The sequence below is a fragment of the Amycolatopsis sp. FBCC-B4732 genome (assembly GCF_023008405.1).
Lineage (GTDB): Bacteria > Actinomycetota > Actinomycetes > Mycobacteriales > Pseudonocardiaceae > Amycolatopsis > Amycolatopsis pretoriensis_A.
The window spans coordinates 7,832,823-7,854,384 of the sequence record NZ_CP095376.1 but is presented as its reverse complement, the minus strand read 5'-3'; the positions used below and the strand labels follow the sequence as shown (position 1 = coordinate 7,854,384).

At 72.0% G+C, this 21,562-nt stretch carries 28 protein-coding genes; 16 read left to right on the top strand and 12 right to left on the bottom strand.

The genetic code is table 11. The features are described from left to right. Positions 1-37: 37 nt before the first annotated feature. On the bottom strand, positions 38-1,081 hold the full coding sequence (locus MUY14_RS35125) for a tetratricopeptide repeat protein (protein ID WP_247015715.1): 1,044 nt from the start codon (positions 1,079-1,081) through the stop codon (positions 38-40). Positions 1,082-1,260: 179 nt separating this feature from the next. Between MUY14_RS35125 and MUY14_RS35120 the strand changes: the two genes are divergently transcribed. The 4 genes from MUY14_RS35120 (at position 1,261) to MUY14_RS35105 (ending at position 4,800) form a co-directional block, all read left to right on the top strand. Beyond that, positions 1,261-1,935 carry an HNH endonuclease family protein gene (locus MUY14_RS35120; protein ID WP_247015713.1) on the top strand — a complete coding sequence of 225 codons (675 nt, stop codon included), beginning with the start codon at positions 1,261-1,263 and terminating at the stop codon, positions 1,933-1,935. A 10-nt stretch (positions 1,936-1,945) separates the two neighbouring features. Further along, positions 1,946-2,584: an alpha/beta fold hydrolase gene (locus MUY14_RS35115; RefSeq protein WP_247015711.1), complete on the top strand. Its 639-nt coding sequence runs from the start codon at positions 1,946-1,948 to the stop codon at positions 2,582-2,584. Positions 2,585-2,724: 140 nt separating this feature from the next. Beyond that, positions 2,725-3,474 (top strand): 3D domain-containing protein, encoded by a 750-nt coding sequence (locus MUY14_RS35110; protein WP_247015709.1) that lies wholly within the window; start codon positions 2,725-2,727, stop codon positions 3,472-3,474. Between the two features lie 9 nt (positions 3,475-3,483). Further along, the gene (locus tag MUY14_RS35105; RefSeq protein ID WP_247015708.1) at positions 3,484-4,800 is read left to right on the top strand and encodes a cellulose binding domain-containing protein; all 1,317 of its coding nucleotides are present in this window, start codon (positions 3,484-3,486) and stop codon (positions 4,798-4,800) included. A 349-nt stretch (positions 4,801-5,149) separates the two neighbouring features. Here MUY14_RS35105 and MUY14_RS35100 read toward each other — a convergent pair whose 3' ends face one another. Further along, positions 5,150-5,788, bottom strand: coding sequence for a nitroreductase family protein (locus tag MUY14_RS35100; RefSeq protein WP_247015706.1), 639 nt, complete (start codon positions 5,786-5,788; stop codon positions 5,150-5,152). Between the two features lie 18 nt (positions 5,789-5,806). After that, positions 5,807-6,784, bottom strand: a complete 978-nt coding sequence (locus MUY14_RS35095; RefSeq protein ID WP_247015704.1) for an aldo/keto reductase — start codon at positions 6,782-6,784, stop codon at positions 5,807-5,809. 48 nt (positions 6,785-6,832) lie between these two features. Between MUY14_RS35095 and MUY14_RS35090 the strand changes: the two genes are divergently transcribed. Next, positions 6,833-7,312 (top strand): MarR family winged helix-turn-helix transcriptional regulator, encoded by a 480-nt coding sequence (locus tag MUY14_RS35090; protein ID WP_396126876.1) that lies wholly within the window; start codon positions 6,833-6,835, stop codon positions 7,310-7,312. On the opposite strand, the gene MUY14_RS35085 is transcribed toward MUY14_RS35090, so the two are convergent. The 3 genes from MUY14_RS35085 to MUY14_RS35075 form a co-directional block, all read right to left on the bottom strand. After that, positions 7,313-7,732 carry an ATP-binding protein gene (locus MUY14_RS35085; protein ID WP_247015700.1) on the bottom strand — a complete coding sequence of 140 codons (420 nt, stop codon included), beginning with the start codon at positions 7,730-7,732 and terminating at the stop codon, positions 7,313-7,315. A gap of 62 nt (positions 7,733-7,794) precedes the next feature. Then, positions 7,795-8,574 (bottom strand): SigB/SigF/SigG family RNA polymerase sigma factor, encoded by a 780-nt coding sequence (locus MUY14_RS35080; RefSeq protein WP_247015698.1) that lies wholly within the window; start codon positions 8,572-8,574, stop codon positions 7,795-7,797. Then, complete coding sequence (locus MUY14_RS35075; RefSeq protein ID WP_247015696.1) at positions 8,571-8,987, bottom strand: anti-sigma factor; 417 nt, start codon at positions 8,985-8,987, stop codon at positions 8,571-8,573. Before MUY14_RS35075 ends, MUY14_RS35080 begins: the two co-directional genes overlap by 4 nt. A 163-nt stretch (positions 8,988-9,150) precedes the next feature. Here MUY14_RS35075 and MUY14_RS35070 point away from each other — a divergent pair, with 163 nt between their 5' ends. From MUY14_RS35070 to MUY14_RS35060, 3 genes are all read left to right on the top strand, one after another. Further along, positions 9,151-9,459 carry a WhiB family transcriptional regulator gene (locus tag MUY14_RS35070; RefSeq protein WP_247015694.1) on the top strand — a complete coding sequence of 103 codons (309 nt, stop codon included), beginning with the start codon at positions 9,151-9,153 and terminating at the stop codon, positions 9,457-9,459. A 218-nt stretch (positions 9,460-9,677) separates the two neighbouring features. Continuing rightward, positions 9,678-10,031 (top strand): STAS domain-containing protein, encoded by a 354-nt coding sequence (locus MUY14_RS35065; protein WP_086862300.1) that lies wholly within the window; start codon positions 9,678-9,680, stop codon positions 10,029-10,031. Positions 10,032-10,090: 59 nt separating this feature from the next. Further along, positions 10,091-10,879 (top strand): metal-dependent hydrolase, encoded by a 789-nt coding sequence (locus MUY14_RS35060; protein ID WP_247025396.1) that lies wholly within the window; start codon positions 10,091-10,093, stop codon positions 10,877-10,879. Here the strand turns inward: MUY14_RS35060 and MUY14_RS35055 are convergent. Beyond that, positions 10,842-11,273 (bottom strand): nuclear transport factor 2 family protein, encoded by a 432-nt coding sequence (locus tag MUY14_RS35055; RefSeq protein ID WP_247015692.1) that lies wholly within the window; start codon positions 11,271-11,273, stop codon positions 10,842-10,844. The two genes, MUY14_RS35060 and MUY14_RS35055, sit on opposite strands and share 38 nt — an antisense overlap. A 96-nt stretch (positions 11,274-11,369) precedes the next feature. Here MUY14_RS35055 and MUY14_RS35050 point away from each other — a divergent pair, with 96 nt between their 5' ends. Beyond that, the gene (locus MUY14_RS35050; RefSeq protein WP_247015690.1) at positions 11,370-11,906 is read left to right on the top strand and encodes a TetR/AcrR family transcriptional regulator; all 537 of its coding nucleotides are present in this window, start codon (positions 11,370-11,372) and stop codon (positions 11,904-11,906) included. On the opposite strand, the gene MUY14_RS35045 is transcribed toward MUY14_RS35050, so the two are convergent. Continuing rightward, complete coding sequence (locus MUY14_RS35045; protein ID WP_247015688.1) at positions 11,903-13,153, bottom strand: MFS transporter; 1,251 nt, start codon at positions 13,151-13,153, stop codon at positions 11,903-11,905. The genes MUY14_RS35050 and MUY14_RS35045 overlap by 4 nt on opposite strands. Before the next feature lie 72 nt (positions 13,154-13,225). Here MUY14_RS35045 and MUY14_RS35040 point away from each other — a divergent pair, with 72 nt between their 5' ends. Together MUY14_RS35040 and MUY14_RS35035 are read left to right on the top strand one after the other, a co-directional pair. Further along, positions 13,226-13,552: a hypothetical protein gene (locus MUY14_RS35040; RefSeq protein ID WP_247015686.1), complete on the top strand. Its 327-nt coding sequence runs from the start codon at positions 13,226-13,228 to the stop codon at positions 13,550-13,552. A 38-nt stretch (positions 13,553-13,590) separates the two neighbouring features. Next, positions 13,591-14,049: a hypothetical protein gene (locus MUY14_RS35035; protein ID WP_247015684.1), complete on the top strand. Its 459-nt coding sequence runs from the start codon at positions 13,591-13,593 to the stop codon at positions 14,047-14,049. Here MUY14_RS35035 and MUY14_RS35030 read toward each other — a convergent pair. Further along, positions 14,046-15,683, bottom strand: coding sequence for an ABC transporter permease (locus tag MUY14_RS35030; protein ID WP_247015682.1), 1,638 nt, complete (start codon positions 15,681-15,683; stop codon positions 14,046-14,048). The two genes, MUY14_RS35035 and MUY14_RS35030, sit on opposite strands and share 4 nt — an antisense overlap. After that, a complete protein-coding gene (locus MUY14_RS35025; protein ID WP_247015680.1) occupies positions 15,680-16,576 on the bottom strand; it encodes an ABC transporter ATP-binding protein in 897 nt (298 codons plus the stop codon). Before MUY14_RS35025 ends, MUY14_RS35030 begins: the two co-directional genes overlap by 4 nt. Before the next feature lie 93 nt (positions 16,577-16,669). Between MUY14_RS35025 and MUY14_RS35020 the strand changes: the two genes are divergently transcribed. Continuing rightward, positions 16,670-17,158, top strand: a complete 489-nt coding sequence (locus tag MUY14_RS35020) for a GbsR/MarR family transcriptional regulator (protein ID WP_247015678.1) — start codon at positions 16,670-16,672, stop codon at positions 17,156-17,158. 61 nt (positions 17,159-17,219) lie between these two features. Here the strand turns inward: MUY14_RS35020 and MUY14_RS35015 are convergent, their stop codons facing one another. After that, positions 17,220-17,783: a TetR/AcrR family transcriptional regulator gene (locus tag MUY14_RS35015; protein WP_247015676.1), complete on the bottom strand. Its 564-nt coding sequence runs from the start codon at positions 17,781-17,783 to the stop codon at positions 17,220-17,222. A gap of 83 nt (positions 17,784-17,866) precedes the next feature. Between MUY14_RS35015 and MUY14_RS35010 the strand changes: the two genes are divergently transcribed. From MUY14_RS35010 to MUY14_RS34995, 4 genes are all read left to right on the top strand, one after another. Then, positions 17,867-18,475, top strand: coding sequence for an NAD(P)-dependent oxidoreductase (locus MUY14_RS35010; protein WP_247015674.1), 609 nt, complete (start codon positions 17,867-17,869; stop codon positions 18,473-18,475). A 65-nt stretch (positions 18,476-18,540) separates the two neighbouring features. Next, positions 18,541-19,203 (top strand): SGNH/GDSL hydrolase family protein, encoded by a 663-nt coding sequence (locus tag MUY14_RS35005; protein ID WP_247015673.1) that lies wholly within the window; start codon positions 18,541-18,543, stop codon positions 19,201-19,203. A 417-nt stretch (positions 19,204-19,620) separates the two neighbouring features. Next, positions 19,621-20,226 (top strand): RNA polymerase sigma factor, encoded by a 606-nt coding sequence (locus tag MUY14_RS35000; protein WP_247015671.1) that lies wholly within the window; start codon positions 19,621-19,623, stop codon positions 20,224-20,226. Next, entirely contained in the window at positions 20,223-20,696 is a 474-nt protein-coding gene (locus tag MUY14_RS34995; RefSeq protein ID WP_247015669.1) for a carboxypeptidase regulatory-like domain-containing protein, read from the top strand. Before MUY14_RS35000 ends, MUY14_RS34995 begins: the two co-directional genes overlap by 4 nt. Here MUY14_RS34995 and MUY14_RS34990 read toward each other — a convergent pair. Then, positions 20,693-21,457, bottom strand: a complete 765-nt coding sequence (locus MUY14_RS34990; RefSeq protein ID WP_396126608.1) for a polysaccharide deacetylase family protein — start codon at positions 21,455-21,457, stop codon at positions 20,693-20,695. The two genes, MUY14_RS34995 and MUY14_RS34990, sit on opposite strands and share 4 nt — an antisense overlap. Positions 21,458-21,562 lie beyond the last annotated feature (105 nt).

Here is a 21,562-nt window from a genome sequence, read left to right as displayed (position 1 = left end):
GCTCCAGGCTAGAACTGTGAATTGGCTCACACAATAGTCAGACGCGGTGCTCCCGGTCGTCCTGGACGTTCTCCGCGCGGGCGAGCCACTGCTCGGCCTCGTTCGCGGCGCCGCGCGAGCGCAGCATCCGGGCCAGGCTCAGCATGCCCTGGACGTCGCCGGTCTGGGCGGCGCGGCGGAACCACTGCTCGGCGTCGGCGAAGTCTTCGCGGTGCTCGGCGAGGTGGCCGAGGTTGGTGAGCGCCGGGACGCTGCCGTGCTCGGCCGCCTTGCGGTACCAGGCGGCGGCTTCGCCCTCGTCGCCGCGGTTGCGGGCCAGCACGCCGAGGTTCGTCATCGCCGCCGGGTCGCCGCGCTCGGCGGCGTCGAGGTACCAGCTCTCCGCCTCCTCGAGGTCGCCGCGGCGGTGCAGGAGCAGGCCGAGCCGGACGATCGCCTCGCCGTTGCCGCCGGTCGCGCCCTGGCGGTACCACGCTTCGGCGTCGCCGGGCCGGCCGAGCCGTTCGGCCTGCCTGCCGAGCTGGCAGGTGGCCGCGAGGTCGCCGGCCAGCACGGCCGAGCGCCACCAGCGGGCGGCTTCCGCGGCCTGGCCGCGGTCGCGCAGCACGATGCCCAGGTCGATCATCGCGCTGGTGGCGCCGGCGTCGGCGGCCTGCCGCAGCCACGACTCGGCCTCTTCGCCCCGGCCCTGCTCACGGAGCAGGTGGCCGAGCGCGGTGATCGAGGGCAGGTCGCCGGTGCGGGCGGCCTCGCCGTACCAGTGCTGGGCCTCGGCGCGCTTGCCCGCCCGCTCGTAGGAGCGGGCGAGGTTCAGCATCCCGTGGGGATCGCCGGCCAGCGCCGCTTCGTGGTACCAGCGTTCGGCCTCTTCCTGGGCGCCGCGCTCGGCCAGCAGGTGGGCCAGCGACGTCATGGCGACGCGGTCGCCGCCCATGGCCGCCTTGCGGAACCAGGTCTCGGCCTCGGCGAGCTCCCCGCGTTCGCGCAGGGCCGAGCCCATCCTGGCCATGGCGACGACGTTGCCGCCTTCAGCGGCTTTGCGCTGGAAGAACTCGTCGAACTTCTTGAGCCGACCGGGCATCGGCTGCTCCCTCCGGATGGGTCCTGCTCCGGTAGTCGCAGTTCAGGGGCCCGGTGTGACATACCCCGCCATGGGTGGGCGAGATCACATTCGCGCCAGGTCGTCGTGTCGACGCGGTTGTCCCACGTCGGCACGGGTGAGACTACGCCGCGCGCACCCGCAGGTGAGAGGAGAAAATCTTGGCGGCCCGCAGTTTTCGGCTCAGCGTGACGCAACGGATCCTGCTGGTAGTCGCGATCCTCGCGGTCGCGCTCTTCGGCTACTGGGCCACGAGCAGGGGCGCGGGCGCGACCCCGCCGCCTTCGGCCGGCCCCGTGCCGGTCAGCGCCGCGGACGCGCAGAAGCAGCTCGACGAGCTCGGCATCGCCGCGCGGACGTCCATGGACGGCTATTCGCGCGAGAAGTTCAAGCACTGGGACAGCCAGGGCGCCGGCTGCGACACCCGCGAGGTCGTCCTCAAGCGCGACGGCAAGGACGTGCAGACGGACAAGGACTGCCGGGCCACCGCCGGGACGTGGACCAGCATCTACGACGGCGAGACGTGGACGAAGCCGACCGACGTCGACATCGACCACATGGTCCCGCTCGGCCAGGCGTGGGCCAGCGGCGCGAAGGCGTGGACGGCCGAGAAGCGCGAGCAGTTCGCCAACGACCTGACCCGGCCGCAGCTGTTCGCCGTCACCGACAACGTCAACCAGCAGAAGAGCGACAAGGCGCCCGACCAGTGGAAGCCGCCGCTCGTGTCCTTCTGGTGCACCTACGCGACCGACTGGATCGTGGTGAAGCACCACTACGGCCTGACGATCACGCAGGGGGAGAAGACCGCCTTGACGGACATGCTGCGCCGCTGCTGAGCTGGCCGGCATGACGACTTTCGCGCTGGTCCACGGGGGCGGCGGCAGCGGCTGGGACTTCCACCTGCTCGGGCCGGAGCTGGTCGCCCGCGGCCACGACTTCGTCGCGCCGGACCTGCCGATCACCGATCCCGCGGCCGGGCTGGCGGAGTTCACCGGCGCGGTGCTGGACGCGCTGGGCGACCGCGCGGACGTCGCGGTGGTCGGCCACTCCTATGGCGGGTTCACGGCGCCGCTGGTCGCTTCGAAGGTGCGCGCGCGGCTGCTCGTCTACCTGGCCGGGATGATCCCGGCGCCGGCCGAGCCGCCGGGGCAGTGGTGGGGCAACACCGGTTTCGCCTCGCCGACCGGGCTCTCCGAGGAGGAGCAGTTCTTCAACGGCGTCCCGGCCGAGCTGGCGAAGGAGTGCCAGGCGCACGGGCGCGAGCAGGCGAGCAAGGAGTGGGACGAGCCGTGGCCGCTGCCGGCCCACCCGGACGTCCCGACGCGGGTGCTGCTCTGCCGCGACGACCGGTTCTTCGTGCCGGACTTCCAGCGCCGGGTCGCCCGGGAACGCCTGGGCGTGACACCGGACGAGATCGACGGCCCGCACTGCGTGACCCTCAGCCACCCGGCCCAGCTGGCCGACCGCCTGGTGTCCTACCTGTAGCCGCTGCGCCGATCGGGTACCGGGAAACTTAAAGGTCTAGACCTATTGACTGTGTGGTCCAGGCCACTTAACGTCGTTTTCCAGCGGTGAACCCGCTTGCGTCACCTCCACCCCGGTCCCCACCATGGAGGTTTCCCGTCATGCGCTCAGCCAAGGTCCTCGCGCTGGCGGCGGTCGCCGCCGGCGGTCTGCTCGTCGCTCCCGCCGCACCCGCGTCGGCCGCGGTTCTGCCCGCCTGCCGGCACTTCTACCCGGGCACCATCCCCGACCGCCCGGTCACCGGCGGGCACGGGCCCGGCACGCTCGTCGGCGCCGTCGACGTCGCGAACCGCCTGCCCGCGCCCGGTTCCGTCAGCGGCGGGCTCGGCGCCGACGGCAAGGTCACCTTCACCTTCGCCCGCGTCCCCGGCGCGAAGGCGTACCGCGCGTTCCGCAACGGCCAGGCCCTGCAGTGGATCAGCGACTGGGGCCAGCCGACGCTCACCGTCACCGACGCGAGCCCGTGCCAGGACGCGAACTACCAGCTCTACGCGATGACGGCGGAGGACAACTCGCCCGGCTCGCTCGGCCAGATCTCCACGGCCTACCGCCTCGACACGGCGAACCGGCTCGCGACCTACCGGATCCCGGCCGGCACCACGCTCAACTACCGCGTCACGTCCTACAACGACGTCGCCCAGACGGCGCTCGGCTACAGCGCGGGCCCGGGCTTCTGCGCGGTCGACGCCCGGATCATCCCGTGGGGCACCCGGTTCTCGGTCCCCGGCTACGGCGAGTGCTACGCGGCCGACATCGGCAGCTGGATCAAAGACGACATCGTCGACGTCTGGCTGGCCGGCTCCCAGGCCGACGCGTGGGGCATCCAACGGCTCACCCTGACCGTCCACTGAGGAGGGACGATGAAAGCCAAGCTCGCGCTCGCCGCGACGATCCTCTCGGCGGCGACGGTGCTCGTCGTCTCGCCGGCGACGGCCGCCACCGCACCGTCTGCGGTGTTCTCGACCGACTCGAACTGGGGCTCCGGCTACCAGGCCAAGTACACGATCAGCGCGGGCACGTCGGCGCTGACGAGCTGGAAGCTGGAGTTCGACCTGCCGGCGGGGTCGACGCTCGGCTCCTATTGGGACGCGCTCGACACCCCTTCCGGTGCGCACCACTCGTTCGCCAACCGCGAGTACAACGGCAGCGTCGCGGCCGGGGCGTCGACGAGCTTCGGCTTCCTGGTCAGCGGGGGCGGTCTGCCCGCCAACTGCAAGCTGAACGGCCAGCCGTGCGCCGGGACGACGATTCCCACCACTCCGCCGACGACGACCCCGCCGACCACCACCACGCCCCCGCCGACCGGGGGCAGCGCGCGCGTGTCGCCGTACATCGACATCACGATGGCGACGCCGTCGCTGGTCTCGGTGGCGAACGCGACCGGCCAAAAGAACTTCACGCTCGCCTTCGCGCTCGGCAGCAGCCTCGGCTGCGACCCGCAGTGGGGCGGCACGGTCCCGCTGCTGGATGCGCGGATCATCAACGACGTCACCGCGTTGCGCGGCCTGGGCGGCGGCGTCACGGTGGCTTCGGGCGGCGCGCTCGGGCCGTACCTGGAGAACGTCTGCGGCTCGGTGGACGCGCTCTACAACGCGTACGTGAAGACGCTGGACGCGGTGGGCAGCAACAGCCTCGACGTCGACGTGGAGGCGTCCATCCCGACGGCGACGGTGAACCAGGCGTTGCTGCGGCTGCAGCAGCAGCGCGGTACGCACATCAGCTACACCATGCGGATCCAGGGCCAGGACTACGGGATGGACCCGTTCTCGGTGCAGATCCTGCAGGACGCGGCGTCGCGCGGGCTGAACGTCGTGGTCAACCCGATGCTGATGGACTTCGGCTACAGCGGCTCGTGGGGCGACGCGCTGATCTCGGCGGCCAACGCGACCTTGGGGCAGCTGAAGACGATCTGGCCGGCCAAGTCCGACGCGGAGCTCAAGGGCCTGCTCGGCCTGACCCCGATGATCGGCCGCAACGACACGGGCTCGATCACCGACCAGACGGCGGCCCGCCGGCTGCTGTCCTACGCGCAGGTCAACCACGTGGCGAGCATCGGCTTCTGGTCGGCGGGCCGCGACAACGGCGGCTGCCCCGGCGGCGGCGCGGTGGCGACCTGCTCGGGGATTTCCCAGTCGCTGTACGAGTTCACGAACATCTTCAAGGCCTACACCGGCTGAGCCTCCCGCCCGCCGAAAGGCCGTGAAGGCCTCCTTGCCGACGTCCCCCCTCCGCCCCGGCAAGGAGGCCTTCGCGGGTGCTCACCGCAGCCGGATCGCCGTCGACGTCGGGTTCGCAGTGGTAGCGCAGGAACAGCCGGCCGGCGGCGCCTTCCGGGCGGGGGATCGACGGGCCGCCGAACAATGCGAACAGCGGTGTCGCGAACTCGCCGATCCGGCCGGCGGTGAGGTGCTCGGCGGCCTCGTCGGAAGGCAGCTCGAGGAGCGTCCGGATCCGGGGCGGCTCACCCCGGGCAGCCGCCCCGGGTCACCACTCACCGTGCGGCCGTCCCCGGGGTGGAGGTCAAGCTCACCAGCGGTCGAGGTGCAGTACCTCTTCCAACGGCTGCCGCGCGGCCGGCTTGAACGTCTCGCCCGTGTAGAACGCCGTCGGGATCAACGCCGCCTGGTGGACGTTGTCCGGCAGCTCCAGCACCTTCGCCGCCTCCTGCTCGTACTTCAGGTGCAGCGTCGTCCACGCCGTGCCCAGCGTCACCGAACGGGCCGCGAGCATGAAGCTCCACACCGCAGGCAGCAGCGACGCCCACAGGCCCGCCTGGTTGCCGGCCGGCAGCTCGGCCGACGGTGTCTCCAGGCACGGGATCACCAGCACCGGGACGTCGCCCATCCGGTCGGCCAGGTACGCCACGCTGTCGCCGACGCGCTGCTGCACCGCGGCGCGCGCGGGGTCGTCCGCGAACAGCTTGCCCGCCGCCCGGTCGGAGTCGAGGTACTCCAGGCACGCCTTGCGGTAGATCCGGCCGAGCGCCGCCCGCTGGTCCTCGTCGGTGACCACCAGCCACTGCCACCGCTGCGTGTTCGAGCCGCTCGGCGCCTGCAGCGCCACCTGCACGCAGTGCTTCACCAGGTCGAGCGGCACGGGGCGATCCAGGTCCAGCCGCTTGCGCACGGTCCTGGTGGTCGTCAGGAGCTCTTCGGGCGTCATCATCGGCCCATCATGCCGGGCTCACCAGCGATCGTGCACCAGCGGCCGGATCAGCTCGTCGTACGTTTCGCGGACGCCCGCCAGCGCCTCGGCGGACAACGCGGGCAGGGCCGCCGCCGCGGTGTTCGCCGTGGCCTGCGCCGCGTTGCGCGCGCCCGGGATCACCGTGCTCACGCCCGGCTGGTCGATGATCCAGCGCAGCGCGAACTGCGCCAGCGCCTGACCCTCGGGCACGAGCCCGCGCAGCCGCTCGACGGCCGCCAGCCCGGCCTCGTACGGCACGCCGGAGAACGTCTCGCCGACGTCGAACGCCTCGCCGTGGCGGTTGAAGTTCCGGTGGTCGTTCTCGGCGAACGTCGTCGACGCCGTGTACCGCCCCGACAGCAGGCCCGACGCCAGCGGCACCCGCGCGATGATCCCCGCGCCCGCCTCGGCCGCCGCCGGCAGCACGCGCTCCAGCGGCTTGAGCCGCAGGCAGTTCAGGATGATCTGCACCGACGCCACGTTCGGGCGCGCCAACGCCGTCAGCGCCTCTTCGCACGTCTCGACGCTCACGCCGTACGCCTTGATCCGGCCTTCGGCGACCATCTCGTCGAGGGCGTCGTACACCGCGCCGGAGGAGTACACCGGCGTCGGCGGGCAGTGCAGCTGCACCAGATCGAGCGTGTCGACGCCGAGGTTGCGGCGCGACCGGTCGTTCCACTCGCGGAAGTTCGCGGCGGCGTAGTTCTCCGGCACCTGCTCGACCCGGCGGCCCATCTTGGTCGCCACGAAGACGTCCCCGCGCTCGGCGAGGAACCGGCCGACCAGCCGCTCGCTGCGGCCGTCGCCGTAGACGTCGGCGGTGTCGAAGAACGTGACCCCGGCGTCCGCGGCGGCGTGCAGCACGGCCAGCGCGTCGTTCTCGTCGACCTCGCCCCAGTCGGCGCCGAGCTGCCAGCAGCCGAGCCCCACGACGGACACCTCACGGCCCAGCCGGGCGATCTTCCGGTTCTCCATGCCGCGATCCAAGCACACGGCCGCCGCCTATGATCGCCGGTCATGGCCATGACATCGGGTCCGGACGGGCTGGGGACCCGGCTGCGGCACGTCCTCGAGGTGCTCGACGGCGACGTCGCGCGGTTCCTCGCCGACATCGGCCTCGACGGCTACCGGCCGCGCTACTCCCCGGTGGTGCGGGCGCTGCTGGCGCGCGGCCCGCTGGCCATCCGCGACCTCGCCGCGGAGATGCGCGTGACGCACTCGGCGGCCAGCCAGACCGTCGCGCAGATGAACCGGGACGGCCTCGTCGCGCTCGAACCGGGCGCCGACGCCCGGCAGCGGATCGTGTCGCTCACCGCGAAGGCGCGTGACCTGCTGCCGCTGATCGAAGCGGAGTGGGCGGCGACGACGGAGGCGTCGGAAGCGCTGGAGGCCGAACTGCCGTACTCGCTGCGCGCGCTGCTGGACGCGATCGTCGAAGCCCTCGACCGGAAGCCGTTCCGGGAGCGGATCGGGGAGACCGAAGCCGCGCGCGACCTGCGCTGATCAGGCGTCCGCGACCCGGAAGACCGCCCAGACGTACTTGCCGCCGGGGCAGCGCTCGAAGCCCCAGTCCACCGACAGCGCCTGGACCAGCACCAGCCCGCGGCTGCGCGCCTCGGCCGGGGACGGCGCCCGCAGCTCGGGCAGCAGCGGGCCGGTGTCGTAGACGCGCAGCGTCAGGTGCCCGCCGGAGTACTCCAGCTCCATCCGCTGCGGCCGCTCGCCGTGCTCGAAGGCGTTCGTGACCAGCTCCGACGCGGCCAGCAGGACGTCGTCCAGCCGGCGCTCGCACACGCCCCGCGCGAGCAGCGCCGTCCGGATCTCGTGCCGGGCCAGCGCCGGAGCGGTGACATCGGCCGGGAGGAAGACCCTCAGGGGGGCCGCGGCAGCAAAGGTGTGCTGCGGCGTCTTCGACGTCGTCATCCGGTCCCCCTCCCAGTGAGTTCGGTACCGCCCGCAAAGTACCCAAGCGGGTGAGCGGCTAATCAGGTGCCTTCGGCCAGCTCGGATTCGTCCAGGCCCGAACGCAGTTTCTTGAGCGTCGCAGCCAGCAACCGCGACACCTGCATCTGGGACACCCCGACACGGCGGGCGATGTCCGACTGGCTCATCCCGGAGCCGAACCGCAGCGCGACGATCTTGCGCTCCCGCTCCGGCAGGCTCTCCAGCATCGGGCGCAGCGCCTCCCGCAGCTCGGCCTGGCCCAGCTCGGCGTCCGGCGCCCCGAACCGGGTGTGCGCCGCGTTCTCCAGCAGGTGGTCCAGCGAAGCGCCGTAGCGGCCCTGACCGGCTCGAAGGCCTTCGTAGACGTCTTCGATGGGCACGCCGAGGCGGCCGGCGATCTCACTCGGCTTGGGCGCGCGGGAGAGCTGCACGGTGAGCTCTTCGCGGGCGGCCGAGATGTTCGCGTTCAGCTCCTTGAGCCGCCGCGGCACCCGCACCGACCAGCTGTTGTCCCGGAAGTGGTGCCGCAGCTCGCCGGAGATGGTCGGCACCGCGAACGCCAGGAAGTCCGTTCCCTGGTCGGGGTCGAACCGGTCGACGGCGTGGATGAGCCCGACCGTGGCGATCTGGACCAGGTCCTCCATCGCCTCGTCGCGGTTGCGGAACTTCCGGGCCAGGTTGCGCGCCAGTTCCAGGTGCGCGCGCACGAGAGTGTCGCGGACGCGGTCACGTTCCGGCGAGTCGGGCGGCAGCGCGGCGAGCTGCGCGAACAGCGCGCCGACGTCCGGTCCGTCCCCGCTGCCCTGGGCGGGACCGCTCACGAGTCCGCCACCTGGCTTTCCCGGACCAGGTCGACCCGGGACAGGTAGCGGCCGTCCTTCGGCGTGATGGTGCGCTCGGCCGTCGTCGCGAGCGCGGTCAGCAGCTGCCAGGAAAGCCCGGTGTCGTCCTCGTGGTCCGGGCTGTCCGAAAAGACCGAGACGGAAACCTCGATGCGCGGCCCGTTCCACGAGAAGACGCACGTGAGCTTGCCGTCCGAGCTGGCGGGGAGCAGCAGCGAGCAGGCTTCGTCCACCGCCATCCGGAGGTCCTCGACGGCGTCGAGGTCGAAGTCCTGGCGCATCGCGATGTCGGCCACGATGGTTCGCAGCGTGGGCACGACGTGCGGGATCGCGGCCGTCCGCACCTCGATGACCTGCGCGCCTTCCGGCACGAGCGGGGCGTTGTCCTCCACGTTTGTTCCTTTCTCCGGCTCGCGCTGCGGGGGGTCGGCGGTGTCCTCTCACGCCCGGTCAGCGAGATGCCCGTGGGGTGAGCAAACCAAACCCGCGTTTGATCCGCTCCACCGGCGGGCATGTAGCCGTCGACATGCTGATCCTGGGAAAGGCGGGGACGACGTGGCTGACGTGAGCCGGCTGCCCAACGTGGTTGCTGAAGAGTGGGAATGGCAGCTGAACGGCTCGTGCCGCGGTGCCGACAGCAGTCTGTTCTTCCACACCGACAACGAGCGCGGTTCCGCGCGCGAGCGGCGCGAGTCGCGCGCCAAGGCCATCTGCCAGACCTGCCCGGTCCTGGCGCAGTGCCGCCAGCACGCGATGACCGTGCAGGAGCCGTACGGCATCTGGGGCGGCCTCGGCGAGATCGAACGGCGGCAGCTGTTCCTCCGCCAGCGGCGAGCGGCCCGGAAGGCCGTCGGCGCCCACTGACCAGGCAGGATTCGAACGCACGTGAACACCTCATGCGAAAGGGCGGCGGCCGTGGCGGGCTCGGTCGCTCCCTGGGTTAGGGTTGGCCCCGGAGTTGCCTTGACCGTGCCCGGCGCGGGGTTATGCCCCGGGCTGTGGAAGGCACGGTGACACGGTTGCCGCTTGAGACAGCAGGCGCGTACCCGGCGCAGGAGCAGCGCCTGACGAGGAGAAACTGCATGCCCGCAGCCGACCAGAACGCCACCCCGCCCGGGTTCGGCATCACGCTGGACACCGACGCGACGGAGCCCCGGGTGGTGGTCACCGGCGAGCTCGATCTGCTCACCAGCCCGCAGCTGCAGGAGGCCCTGGCGGGGCTGATCGCGGACAAGCGCGCGCAGCGGGTCGTGGCCGATCTGACCGGGGTGACCTTCTTCGATTCCTCCGCGCTGAACGTGGTGCTCCGCGCACAACGCCAGGCCGGCGAGCAGGATGTCGAGCTCGAGGTCGTCCCGAGCCCTGCGGTGAGCCGCGTGATCGAGCTCACCGGCGTGGCCGAACACCTGAGCGTGTCGGAGGACCCCCAAGCCTGACCGCCCGCTACGGTTCCGCGGACTGATTTTTGTGCGTGGACCTTGGGGGCGGCACGATGATGGGGCGGACGCATGCCCTGACCGGCTGGTGCGCGGGCTTGGCCCTGGCGCCCGCGGTCGGGGCGGGGTCGGTGCACCAGGCGGTGGTCTTCGCGGCTACCACGGCGGGTTTCGCCCTGCTGCCCGACCTCGACCACCCCGGGGCGAGCGCTTCGCGCCTCCTCGGCTGGTTGACCGGCGCCCTTTCGTGGCTGCTGAGGCGTGTTTCGGCGGCGTTCTACGCGCTGACGAAGGGCCCGCGCGACGAGAAAGTCACCGGCCAGCACCGCCACCTTTCGCACACGGTCCTCTTCGCCGCCGGCCTCGGCGCGCTGACTTCGTGGGGCACCACCACCGGCGGCCCCTGGGCGGTCGTCGGCGTGGTGATCTTCGGGCTGATGCTGGCCGAAGGCGCACTGGGCGACTGGCTGCTCCCGGTGAGCGGATCCGCGGTGGCGTGGTGGTTCTTCACCGCCCCACCGGATCGCGCGGGCGAGCTGGCGTCGATCTCGGGCTGGCTCGGCATCGCGGTCGCGGCCGGGTGCCTGACCCATTGCCTGGGCGACGCGCTCACCGAGTCCGGGTGCCCGTTCCTCTTCCCGATCCCGATCGCCGGCGAGACCTGGTACGAGCTGGGTCCCCCGAAGGCGCTCCGGTTCAAGACCGGCAAGAAGGTCGAGAAGCGGCTGATCTTCCCGGTGTTCGTGGTGCTCGGCGTGCTGCTGGTGCCGGGGGTGTGGGACTGGTCGGTCAGCACGTTCGAGCGCCTGTTCATCCCGCCGACTTCCCAGCAGGCGACCACGCCTTGATCCGTTCCGCCGCCGCGGCGGTGTCGGTGTAGTCGCGGGTGTGCTTGATCAGCCCGCCCTCGACGGTGACGACCATGACGTACGAGACGGTGAAGGCTTCGCCGCGCATTTCCTGGTGCAGCTCGAATTCGGCGACGAGCACGGCCGGGTTCGCCGTTTCGTGGACGACCACGTTGTCCGCCTTGGTGATCCGCCGGGCACCGGCGGCCGCGTGGAAGCGACGCCGGAGTTCCTCGCGGCCCTGGGTCACGCGGGGCACGCCGGGGAGGGTGAAGGGCATTTCGAGGATGACGTCTTCGGCGTAGAGATCGGCGAGGTCGTCCCACCGGTTCTCGACCGAGGCGGCGAGGAAGCGGTCGAAGACGTCACGCGCGCCGGGCACGGTACGAGTCATCGGAATTCTCCTGGAAGACTGGGCGTTGAATCGGAACGGTGCACCCGCTTACGACGATACGGAGCAGCCGCTCCGGTTGTCAACGAGGAGAGCTTGATGGAGAAGATGCGCGCGGACGCGCGGCGCAACCGGGCCAAGGTCCTGGCCGCCGCCGAGGAGGCGTTCGCCGTCGATGGGCTGGCCGTGCCGCTCGACGACATCGCGCGGCTGGCCGGGGTCGGGGCCGGCACCGTCTACCGGCACTTCCCCAGCAAGGAAGCGCTCTTCCAGGCCGTCGTGCTCGAGCGCATCCAGCAGTTCGCCGAAGAAGCCCGCGCGCTCGCCGACGCGGACGAGCCCGGTGAGGTCTTCTTCGACTACTTCGTCCGCGTCATCGGCCAGGCGTCCCTCAACCGGGCCATCTGCGACGCGCTCGCCGAGTCCGGCGGGCACGCCTTCAAAGCCGGTGCGGGCGAAGACTTCCGCGCGGGCTTCGCGCGGCTGCTCGAACGGGCGCAGCAGGCCGGCGCCGTCCGGCGGGACATCGACGGGGACGACCTGCGCGCGCTCATCGTCGGCTGCCTCGCCGTCGAGCGGTACGCGCCGGGCAGCGCGCACCTCGTCCGCGTCGTCGTCGACGGGCTGCGGGCCTAGGGGCGGCCCGCCGGGGCGTCGGTCAGGTCACGCAGTTTCCGCAGCGGCGAGCAGACCAGGATCGCCGCCGCCGCGAGCACGCCGGCGGCCGCGATCCGCATCGTCGGCCGCGTGCCGAACGCGGTCGCGAGGGCGCCGCCCAGCAGGCTGCCCAGCGGGACCATCCCGAGGACCAGCGTGTGGGTGATCGAGTTGACCCGGCCCAGCAGCTCCGGCGGCGCGACCGCCTGCTGGAAGCTCATCCCGAACACGTTCAGCACGATGACGCCGTAGCTCGCGAAGAACCCGGCGGCGACGTAGCAGGTGAGCCCCCAGCCGGGCCCGGTGAGCGGGTAGAGCTGGTAGGCCAGGCCGAACAGCACGCCGGCACCCCAGAGGGCCCGCGCCTGGCCGATCCTCGCGCCGAGCCGCCGCGCGGTGAGCCCGGCGGTCAGCGCGCCGGTCAGCGACGCCGTGCCGAGCAGCCCGATCGCCCACGCGGAGAGCCCGACGTCGCGGGACAGGAAGACGATCACGATCGCCAGGTGTGCCGACTGGAAGAGGCTCGACACCGCGCCGTGCGCGCTGATCGCCAGCAGGACGCGGTTGCCGCGCACCACGCGCAGTCCTTCGCCGATCTCGCGCAGCAGCCGCCGCGGCCGAGGGGCCGGGCGCACGTCCGGCGTTCCGATGCGGCGCAACCACAGCGCCGACCACAGGTAGCTCACGGCATCGGCGGCGAGCGCGGCCGCGGCGCCGAGCGCCTGGACGATCAGCCCGGCCAGGCCGGGGCCGGCGACCGCCGCCATCGACAGGTTCGTCTGGAGCCGCGCGTTCGCCTCCGGCAGCTGCTCGCGCGGCACCAGCCGGGGGACGTACGTCTGGTGCGCGATGTCGAAGAACACGCCGAGCAGCCCGGCCCCGAGGACCACGAGCAGCAGCTGGGGCAGGCCGAGCACACCGAACAGGGCGGCGACCGGGATCGTCGCGATCAGCGCCGCACGCCCCACGTCGGCGGCGATCAGCAGCGGCCGCTGGCGGATCCGGTCGCACCAGGCGCCGACCTGCAGGCCGAGCACCAGGTAGGGGAGCGTCTCCGCGGTGCGCAGCAGCGAGACCTCGAAGACCGACGCGCCGAGGGCGGAGACGGCCAGCAGCGGCACCGCCAGCACGTCGATCCGGCTGCCGAACTGGCTGGCGAGATCGGCGATCCACAGCCGTCGGAAGTCGCGGTTCCCCAGTGCCCCCATCATTCCAACCTGGCACATCCGGTAACACGAAGTAAGATCGACGCGAGTTAGTCCTCGTACCTGCGCTGCGCGTGGCGAGGGGGTGCCCGGATGAGTGGCCGACCTACCTGGAGCTCCGCCGCGGTCACCGGACTGGCGGGATTCGCTTCCGGACTGCTCGTCGCCGCGCTGCTCATCGCCGGACGCGCGACTCCCCGGCCGGTCGAAGTCACGACACCGCCGCCGACCAGCACCGTGCCCGCCGTGCCCGTCACGGTGACCGCGTCGGTGCCCCCGTCCATCGTCACCTCGGTCGACACACCGCCGCCGACGACCACGACGAGCCGCGTCGAGGTCACCGTGACTTCGACGCCGACCTCGGTCACGCCGAGCTCGACGTCGCCGGTGCTGCCGCTGACCAGCGGCCGGCGCGACTGACGGTGCAACCGACCGGCCGCCGATCCCGTCTGGCCGTCATGCGAAGGATTCCGTGGATCGCCGTGGTCCTGCTCGCCGCGGCCGGGTGCGGGGCGGAGCCGGCGGTCCCCTGCACGATGATCGGCACTCCGGTCGGCATCGGCCTGTCGATCCCGCAGCCGGCGGGCATCACCCGCGCGACGCTCGACGCCTGCTGGGGCGGCCGGTGCGTCACGCGCCAGGTCGGCCTCTTCCCCGAGTCCGCGGCGGGGGCGACGACGTGCTCGGGCGGGGTGTGCGGCGCGTCGGCGGTCCCGACCGGCGGCCTCCACGGCTTCGCCGACGTCCCGGGCCTGCCCGCCGAGCCGGTGCGGGTCACCGTCCGGTTCGACGACGGCAAGCCGCACGGCGTCGAGGTGACGCCGTCGTTCAGCGAGCCGAACGGCCCCGCCTGCGGGAAGGCGGGGCCGCAAGCCCAGCTCCTGGTGGGCGCGGGCGGCGAACTGCGGGCGCGTTAACCGACGTCCCGGCGCCGCCAGCCGATCAGGCCGGCGACCAGCGCGACGGCCGCGACCACCAGCAGCCAGACGATCGGCGTCGCGGCGAACTCCTGGCCCGGGAGCTTCGGCGGGTGCTGGAACGGCGAGACGTCCAGCACCGCCTGCGGCAGGTTCACCACCGGGCCGAACAGGCTGAGCAGCAACGCCAGCGCGCCCACCGCCCACGCCGCGGCCGAGTACGCCGGCAGCAGGCCGAAGATCGCCACCGCGACCGCGACCACCACCCAGGCCGCGGGCAGCTGGACGAGCATCCCGGCGAGGGTGTCGCCGATCGAGCCGCCGACGTCGGCGGTGCGCAAGCCGTTGGCCAGGCCCATGAAGAGGCCGCCGACCAGCAGCAGCGCCGCCGTGCCGAAGAAGGCGAACACCAGGTGACCGGCTGCCCAGCGCAGCTTGCCGACGCTGGTGGCCAGCACCGGTTCGAGCCGGATCGCGGTCTCCTCGCCGCGCATCCGCAGCGCCGCCTGGACGCCGTAGAGCGAGGCGACCATGGCGAACATCCCGGCCATCGCGGCGAGGAACGCCTGCGTCAGCGCGTGGCTGCCGCCGAGCCGCTCGAAGATCTGCTGCGCCTGCGGGCTCGATCCGACGAGGTCGCCGATGCCGCTGGCGATCGACCCGAAGACCGCGCCGACGACGGCCACCCCGATCAGCCAGCCGAGCAGCGGGCCGCGGTGCAGCCGCCAGGCGAGCGCGAGCGGCGAGCGCAGGCCCGGTGCCGCCCGCGCGGGACCGGGTCGCGGCGGCAGGATGCCGACCCCGACGTCACGGCGGGGGAGCAGCCAGTACCCGATCCCGCCGACGACGAGCGCGAAGGCCGCCGGCAGCAGGAGCACCCACCAGCGTTCGACGGCGAACGCCCGGACTTGCTGTACCCAGCCGATCGGCGACAGCCACGACAGCCAGCGGGCGTCCACAGTGGAGTCCCCGGCGCCGCGCAGCAGGAAGGCGGCGCCGACCACGGCGGTGCCGATCCCGTTGGCCGTGCGCGAGTACTCGGCGAGCTGGACGGCGACCGCCGCGACGGCCGTGAACCCCAGTCCCGCCAACGCTTCCGACGCGCCGAAGGCGACCGAGCCGGCCGCGGGCAGCCCGGCGCCGATCAGGCTGACCGCCTGGACCAGCCCGATCAGTACGCTCGCCCCGCCGGCCACCAGCAGCGCCGACGTCAGCGCCGCGTACCGGCCGACGACCGCGGACGCGAGCAGCTCCGCGCGCCCGGTGTCCTCCTCGGCGCGGGTGTGCCGGGTGACGGTGAAGACCGCCATCAGCCCGGTGAGCAGCGCCAGGAACCCGCACATGCGCCAGGCGATGAACCCGCCGGCCGTGGTCAGGTCGAACGGCGGCCCGTAGAGCAGCGCGTACGACGGGTTGGCGTTGGCGCCGGCCTGGAGGGCGAGCCGGTCGGCCACCGTCGGGTAGAACTGCGTGAACGTGTTGACCGTGCCGGCCGGGACGACGCTGAGCAGCACGATCCAGATCGGCAGGACCACGCGGTCGCGGCGCAGCGCGAGCCGGGTGAGGTGCCAGGTGCCGGCGAGCTCGTGGGCCGGGGCGACGCCGGCTTCGGCGCGCGAAAGGGTCGCGGTCATTTCGCGCTCGCTTCGGTGGTGTAGTGCCGCAGGAACAGCTCTTCGAGCGTCGGCGGCTGGCTGACCAGGCTGCGCACGCCGACCTCGGTGAGCCGGCGCAGGGCTTCGTCGAGCGAGCGCGTCTCGACGTCGAACCGGACGCGGTTGCCCTCGACCTTGAGGTCGTGGATGTTCGCCAGCTTCGTGAGCCCGTTCGGCGGGCCGGCCAGCTCGGCGGTGATCGACGTCCTGGTCAGGTGGCGCAGTTCGGCGAGCGTGCCGGACTCGACCGTCCGGCCGTTGCGGATGATGCTGACCTTGTCGCACAGCGCCTCGACCTCGGCGAGGATGTGGCTGGAGAGCAGCACGGTCCGGCCCTGCTCGCGCTCCTCCTGGATGGCGTACTGGAACGTCGCCTCCATCAGCGGGTCGAGCCCGGACGTCGGTTCGTCGAGGATCAGCAGGTCGACCCGTGAGGCGAGGGCGGCGACGATGGCGACCTTCTGCCGGTTGCCCTTCGAGTACGTCCGCCCCTTCTTCTTCGGGTCGAGGTCGAACCGCTCGACGAGGTCGGCGCGCCGCTTCTCGTCGAGCCCGCCGCGCAGGCGGCCGAGCAGGTCGATCACCTCGCCGCCGGAGAGGTTGGGCCAGAGGTTGACGTCGCCGGGCACGTAGGCCAGGCGGCGGTGCAGGCTCGCGGCGTCCTTCCACGGGTCGCCGCCGAGCAGCCGGACGTCCCCCGAGTCCGCGTGGAGCAGGCCGAGCAGCACCCGGACGGTGGTCGACTTCCCGGCGCCGTTCGGGCCGAGGAAACCGTGTACTTCCCCAGTAGGTACCTGCAGATCGAGGCCGTCGAGGGCCTTCGTCCGGCCGAACGACTTGTGGAGGCCGGAGATCGCGATGGCGTTTTCCATGCTTCGGAAGCTACACTGGTTTCACAAAGTTGTGAAGTTAAGAAAATGTCTAGATGGAGTGATCTTGCTGGGGCTGTACGGGAGGATGGGCCGATGACGACGCCTGACACCAAGCGAGATGAGGACGCCGTCCGCCGGTACGTCGAGAGCCTCGGGCTGGTGCTTTCGCAGATCGGCATGCAACGCATGCCCGCCCGGGTGTTCGCCGCACTGATGACCACCGACGACGCCCGCCTGACCGCCGCCGACCTGGCGTCGCAGCTCTCGGTCAGCCCGGCCGCGGTCTCGGGCGCGGTCCGCTACCTCGAGCAGATCGGCCTGGTCGCCAAGGAGCGCGAGCCCGGCGAGCGCCGCGACCACTACCGCCTCTACGACGACCTCTGGTACGCCACCTTCCTCAAGCGCGACCGCATGATCATCATGTGGCGCGACGCGGCCGAGAACGGCATCGGCGCCCTCGGCGAGGACTCCCCGGCGGGGAAGCGGCTCGCGGAGATGCGGGACTTCCTGTCCTTCATGCTGGTCGAGCTCAACGCCATGTACGAGCGCTGGCACAAGCTGCGCGAGGAGAAGAACGCCTAGGGTCTCGGCCTTCCTCGAGACCGCGCGACCCTCGGGCGCATGCGGGTGCCCGGCCCGGCTCCTAAAGCGCGGCGAGCAGCGTGTCCGCGAGCCGCCCGGCGAGGTCGGCCGGCTCGCGCTCCTCGAACGTCGCCAGGAACGCCTGCTGGAAACACGCGCCGAGCAGCAGGGACGCGGCCGCCTCGACGTCGGTGCCCTCCTGGACCCGGCCCAGCGCCACCTCGGCCCGCAGGTAGTCCGCCACGCCGCGGAGCAGCACGTGCGGACCGTGCGCGCCCAGGCGTTCGCGGTGTGACCGCAGCAGCTCGCGCGAGGAGAACACCGACACCGCGATCGGGAAGCCCTCGACGTAGAACGCCAGCCCGAGCCGGGCGATCCGGGTCAGGTTGTCCCGCAGCGGTGCCCGTCCCGGGTCCGCGGTCAGCTCGTCCAGCGTCGCGCCCAGTGCCGGCAGCTGCTCGCCCAGCACGCTGAGGAAGAGGTCGGTCTTGTCGCGGAAGTGCTTGTAGAGCATCGCCTCCGAGTAGCCCGCGGTCTGCGCGATGACCTTGGTCGTCGCACGGGCGTAGCCCTGCTCGCGCATCACCTTCGCGGCCGCGGCGACGATCTCTTCGCGGCTTCCCATGGCGGCTCCTGAGTGCGTTCTCAGCGGGGTTAGTGAACACTCACCCTACCTGGTGAGTGTTCACTAACCGAGGAGGAGGCACCATGCGGATCACCGTTCTGGGCGCGACCGGCGGCGTCGGCGGCGAGGTCGTCAAGCAGGCGCTGGAACGCGGCTGGCACGTCACGGCCGTCGTGCGCGACGCCGCCAAGCTGACGCTGCCGGCCGAGGTCGTCGTCGCCGGGCTGCACGAGCACGAGAAGCTGGCGGCCGCCGTCGAAGGCCGTGACGCGGTGCTCTCCGCGGTGGGTTCGCGTGACCGCGGGCCGACGACGGTCTGCGTGGACGGGGCTCGCGCGGCGCTCGCGGCCGGGGCGAAGCGGCTGCTGGTGGTTAGCGCCAGCGGCATGCACACCGAGGGGGACGGCTTCTTCACCCGCACGCTCGTGAAGCCGCTGCTGAACACCTTCCTCAAGCACGGCTGGGCGGACATGCTCGCGATGGAGGCCGTGGTCACGGCGTCCGACGTGGACTGGACCGTGGTCCGCCCGCCGATGCTGCTGAACGGCCCGCGCACGGGGAAGGTCGCGAGCCGGCTCGACGGGAACGTCCGCACCTTCACCATCCGGCGCGCCGACGTCGCCGCGTACCTGCTCGACGCCGTGGCGGACCCCACGCTGATCAGGGCAAAGGTTTCCATCGCCCACGGCTAGCCTCCGCCTTCCTCCCCGCCGCCGCCCTCAACGGAGGCGCTTCGCGCCGCTGGTCTAATTCCGTCATGGTCCTCATCGCTCAAGCCGTCTACGTCAAGCGGACGACCCCGCGGCTCCCCGGCGCCGCGGGCCCCACCGAAGGGCTCGTTCCCGGCGACGGCGAGCCGTTCCGCCTGGCCGTCCTGGGCGAGTCCACAGTGGACGGCGTCGGCGCGGCGCACCACGGGGAAGCGCTCACCGGCTGCCTCGCCCGCGAGCTCGCCCGCGACGGCCGGGCCGTGCGCTGGCAGGCGGTCGGCCGGACCGGCGCCAACGCCCGGACCGTCCGCGCCGAACTGGTCCCGCTCGTGGCCCCGGCCGACCTGGTCGTGGTCGCCCTCGGCGTCAACGACACCATCGAGCTCCGGTCCGCCCCGGCCTACCGGCGCGACCTCCTGGCCCTCGTCGTCGAGCTCCGCCGGCGGCTCGGCCCGGTCGAAGTCGTCCTGGCCGGGGTGCCGCCGATGGCCCGCTTCCCGGCGCTGCCGCGGCCCCTGCGTGACGTCCTCTCGGCGCGGTCGACGGCGCTCGACGCCGCCGCGGCGGCCCTCGCCCGCGTCCCCGGCGTCACCCACCTCCCGATGGACCCCGCGCTGCTCGACCCCGCGGCCTTCGCCTCGGACCGCTTCCACCCCGGGCCGGCGGGCTACGCGCGGTGGGCGCAAACGCTTGCCGCGCACATTCGGTGAGCGCCTGACGGCATTGCGTCGATCTTCAAAAAACTTCGCCGGTTCGTGTATCTGGCCCTCCCGCCACTGCGTCCTGTGGAGCAGCCGAGGACGAAGAACGCGACAGGGGGTGTCGAGTTCGACGGAAACGCGGTGGCCGGGAGCCGAGGGGGCTGCCGGACACCGTCGGCCGGGTGCCCTTCGGGGGAGGGGACACCTGGCGGGACCCGTTGGGGAGCGGGTCCCAGAGGGAGGGGAGCACCGGCCGGTGCGGGCGCATCCGCGCCGGCCGGTGCCTCCCGCAGCGACCATTGACCGCCAGCGCACGAAGTAAGTGACTTGATGTATCCGAGATCCACCTGCACGCTCCTGCCCCCCGAAGGACCCGCGATACTGCCAAAGCCGACTCGAAGACTCTTCCGAAGAGGGGCAGATACCGTGACCGACGTGCAAACCACAGAGGTAGACCCACCTTGGGAGGGCCTCACCGGCGCCGAGCTGCACGCCGCGTGCATGCAGGCCGCCCGTGACGGTGACCGCCGGGCGATGGACCGCCTCGTCGCCGAGCTCACCCCGCTCGTGTGGCACGTCGCCCGCGCCAACGGCCTCGACCGCTCGGTCGCCGAAGACGTCGTCCAGACCGTGTGGCTCGCCCTCTTCAGCCAGCTCGGCAAGCTCCGTGATCCCAAGGCCCTCGCCGCCTGGTTGATCACCACCACCCGCCGCGAGGCCACCCACCCGTTCGGCCGCCGCATCCAGCCCGTGCCATTGAGCGACGAAGTCGCCGACGCGATGCCGAGCACCCAACCGGCCCCCGAAGACGAAGCCGTCCGCGCCGACCGCGACCGCCGGGTCTGGCGCGCCTTCGTCCGGCTGCCCCAACGCTGTCAGGAACTGCTCCGGCTGACCGTGCTCGCGGGTCGGGCGGAGTACCAGCTCGTCGCCGAGGCGCTGCGCATGCCACGCGGCAGTGTCGGACCGACCAGGGGGCGCTGCCTCGACCAGATGCGCGATCTCCTCGCCAGTGAAGGGGGAAGCCGATGAACGACCTCGGGGCGCCGGGTGAGGCCTTTTCCGATGAGCTGATCCTGGCCGGGATCAGCAGCTTCCTCGACGAGTTCGACCCGCCGCCGGGTGATCTGGTGCAGCGGGTCCAGTTCGCGCTCGCGCTCGGGGACCTCGACGTCGAGGTCGCCCGCTGGGAGCGGCTCGACGACCTCGCGGGCGTCCGCGGCGGTGGCACGGGCACGATCACGTTCACCGTCAGCGACCTGACCGTGATGATCAACCTGACGAAGATGGGCAAGCTGCACCGGATCGACGGGTGGCTGGTGCCGGCCGGGCAGTACGGGGTCGAGGTGCGCGTCGCCGAGCACGGCACGTCGTCGACGACCGCCGACGAAGGCGGCCGGTTCGTGCTCGACAACGTGCCGCGCGGGACGACGCAGATCCTCGTGCACCTCGGGGACGTCACGTGCCGCCGGACGGTCGTGACGCCGACCGTGGTGCTCTAACCGAGGAAGTCGGCCAGGGGGACGGGGGTGAGCCCGTCCTTCTTCGCCTGCTCGACGAACGCCGTGTAGTCCTCTTTGAACGTCTTGCGGAAGTGCATCAGCACGACGTCCCCGGGCTTGAGCTTGTCGCCGGCCTGGAACTGGACGTGCCCGTCGTTGACCGCGGCCGTCCACAGCACCGCGGCGCGCATCCCGCACGCGGCCGCCGCGCGCAGCGTGTTCTGGTCGTAGTTGCCGAACGGCGGCCGGAACAGCGACGGCCGGACGCCGAGCGACGCCTGGAAGTCGTCGGCGTCGTCGCAGATCTCCTTGCGCTGGAACTCGTAGGGCTTGCCCTTGAGGTTCGGGTGGTCGACCGTGTGGTCGCCGAGCGTCGCACCGGTGGCGTCGAGGATCTGCTTGAAGTAGGCCTCGTGGCCCTTCACGTACTTCTGGTTGAGGAACAGCACCGGGTGGGTGTCGTTCTGCTGCATCAGCTTGACCGCGTCCGGGTCCTTCACCGCGCCGTCGTCCATGGTGAGGAAGACGTACGGCTTGTCGGTGGTGATCCGCCGGACGACCGGGACCTGGCCGTTCTCGACCGCGGGTGCCTTCTGCTGGACCGTGCCGAACGGGTACGGACCCGGTGTCGTCGCGCCCGGGCCCCCGCCCGGTGCCGGGTTGGGCTGGCTGGTGCCGAACTCCCGCCGGTCCGGCTCCGCCGCCGAGCAGGCCGTCAGCGCCAGTGCCGCCACGACGACGATCGCCGCCAGTCGTTTCATCTCGCGTCCCCCTTCCGAGGCGGCCATAAAAGACCACCCGAAAGAGTGACGTGGGAGGGTGCGGAAAAGTTGCGCCGGGCGATCTTGGTGTGGCCCGGCGCACCC

What these genes read in the sequence shown, in the direction of transcription:
- MUY14_RS34995 (WP_247015669.1), top strand. Translation starts at nt 20,223, where the DNA reads ATGAACGACCTCGGGGCGCCGGGTGAGGCCTTTTCCGATGAGCTGATC.
- MUY14_RS35090 (WP_396126876.1), top strand. Translation starts at nt 6,833, where the DNA reads ATGACATCGGGTCCGGACGGGCTGGGGACCCGGCTGCGGCACGTCCTC.
- MUY14_RS35095 (WP_247015704.1), bottom strand. Translation starts at nt 6,784, where the DNA reads ATGGAGAACCGGAAGATCGCCCGGCTGGGCCGTGAGGTGTCCGTCGTG.
- MUY14_RS35040 (WP_247015686.1), top strand. Translation starts at nt 13,226, where the DNA reads ATGAGTGGCCGACCTACCTGGAGCTCCGCCGCGGTCACCGGACTGGCG.
- MUY14_RS35010 (WP_247015674.1), top strand. Translation starts at nt 17,867, where the DNA reads ATGCGGATCACCGTTCTGGGCGCGACCGGCGGCGTCGGCGGCGAGGTC.
- MUY14_RS35035 (WP_247015684.1), top strand. Translation starts at nt 13,591, where the DNA reads ATGCGAAGGATTCCGTGGATCGCCGTGGTCCTGCTCGCCGCGGCCGGG.
- MUY14_RS35020 (WP_247015678.1), top strand. Translation starts at nt 16,670, where the DNA reads ATGACGACGCCTGACACCAAGCGAGATGAGGACGCCGTCCGCCGGTAC.
- MUY14_RS35105 (WP_247015708.1), top strand. Translation starts at nt 3,484, where the DNA reads ATGAAAGCCAAGCTCGCGCTCGCCGCGACGATCCTCTCGGCGGCGACG.
- MUY14_RS35030 (WP_247015682.1), bottom strand. Translation starts at nt 15,683, where the DNA reads ATGACCGCGACCCTTTCGCGCGCCGAAGCCGGCGTCGCCCCGGCCCAC.
- MUY14_RS35110 (WP_247015709.1), top strand. Translation starts at nt 2,725, where the DNA reads ATGCGCTCAGCCAAGGTCCTCGCGCTGGCGGCGGTCGCCGCCGGCGGT.
- MUY14_RS34990 (WP_396126608.1), bottom strand. Translation starts at nt 21,457, where the DNA reads ATGAAACGACTGGCGGCGATCGTCGTCGTGGCGGCACTGGCGCTGACG.
- MUY14_RS35125 (WP_247015715.1), bottom strand. Translation starts at nt 1,081, where the DNA reads ATGCCCGGTCGGCTCAAGAAGTTCGACGAGTTCTTCCAGCGCAAAGCC.
- MUY14_RS35085 (WP_247015700.1), bottom strand. Translation starts at nt 7,732, where the DNA reads ATGACGACGTCGAAGACGCCGCAGCACACCTTTGCTGCCGCGGCCCCC.
- MUY14_RS35025 (WP_247015680.1), bottom strand. Translation starts at nt 16,576, where the DNA reads ATGGAAAACGCCATCGCGATCTCCGGCCTCCACAAGTCGTTCGGCCGG.
- MUY14_RS35100 (WP_247015706.1), bottom strand. Translation starts at nt 5,788, where the DNA reads ATGATGACGCCCGAAGAGCTCCTGACGACCACCAGGACCGTGCGCAAG.
- MUY14_RS35065 (WP_086862300.1), top strand. Translation starts at nt 9,678, where the DNA reads ATGCCCGCAGCCGACCAGAACGCCACCCCGCCCGGGTTCGGCATCACG.
- MUY14_RS35115 (WP_247015711.1), top strand. Translation starts at nt 1,946, where the DNA reads ATGACGACTTTCGCGCTGGTCCACGGGGGCGGCGGCAGCGGCTGGGAC.
- MUY14_RS35050 (WP_247015690.1), top strand. Translation starts at nt 11,370, where the DNA reads ATGGAGAAGATGCGCGCGGACGCGCGGCGCAACCGGGCCAAGGTCCTG.
- MUY14_RS35015 (WP_247015676.1), bottom strand. Translation starts at nt 17,783, where the DNA reads ATGGGAAGCCGCGAAGAGATCGTCGCCGCGGCCGCGAAGGTGATGCGC.
- MUY14_RS35060 (WP_247025396.1), top strand. Translation starts at nt 10,091, where the DNA reads ATGGGGCGGACGCATGCCCTGACCGGCTGGTGCGCGGGCTTGGCCCTG.
- MUY14_RS35005 (WP_247015673.1), top strand. Translation starts at nt 18,541, where the DNA reads ATGGTCCTCATCGCTCAAGCCGTCTACGTCAAGCGGACGACCCCGCGG.
- MUY14_RS35055 (WP_247015692.1), bottom strand. Translation starts at nt 11,273, where the DNA reads ATGACTCGTACCGTGCCCGGCGCGCGTGACGTCTTCGACCGCTTCCTC.
- MUY14_RS35045 (WP_247015688.1), bottom strand. Translation starts at nt 13,153, where the DNA reads ATGTGCCAGGTTGGAATGATGGGGGCACTGGGGAACCGCGACTTCCGA.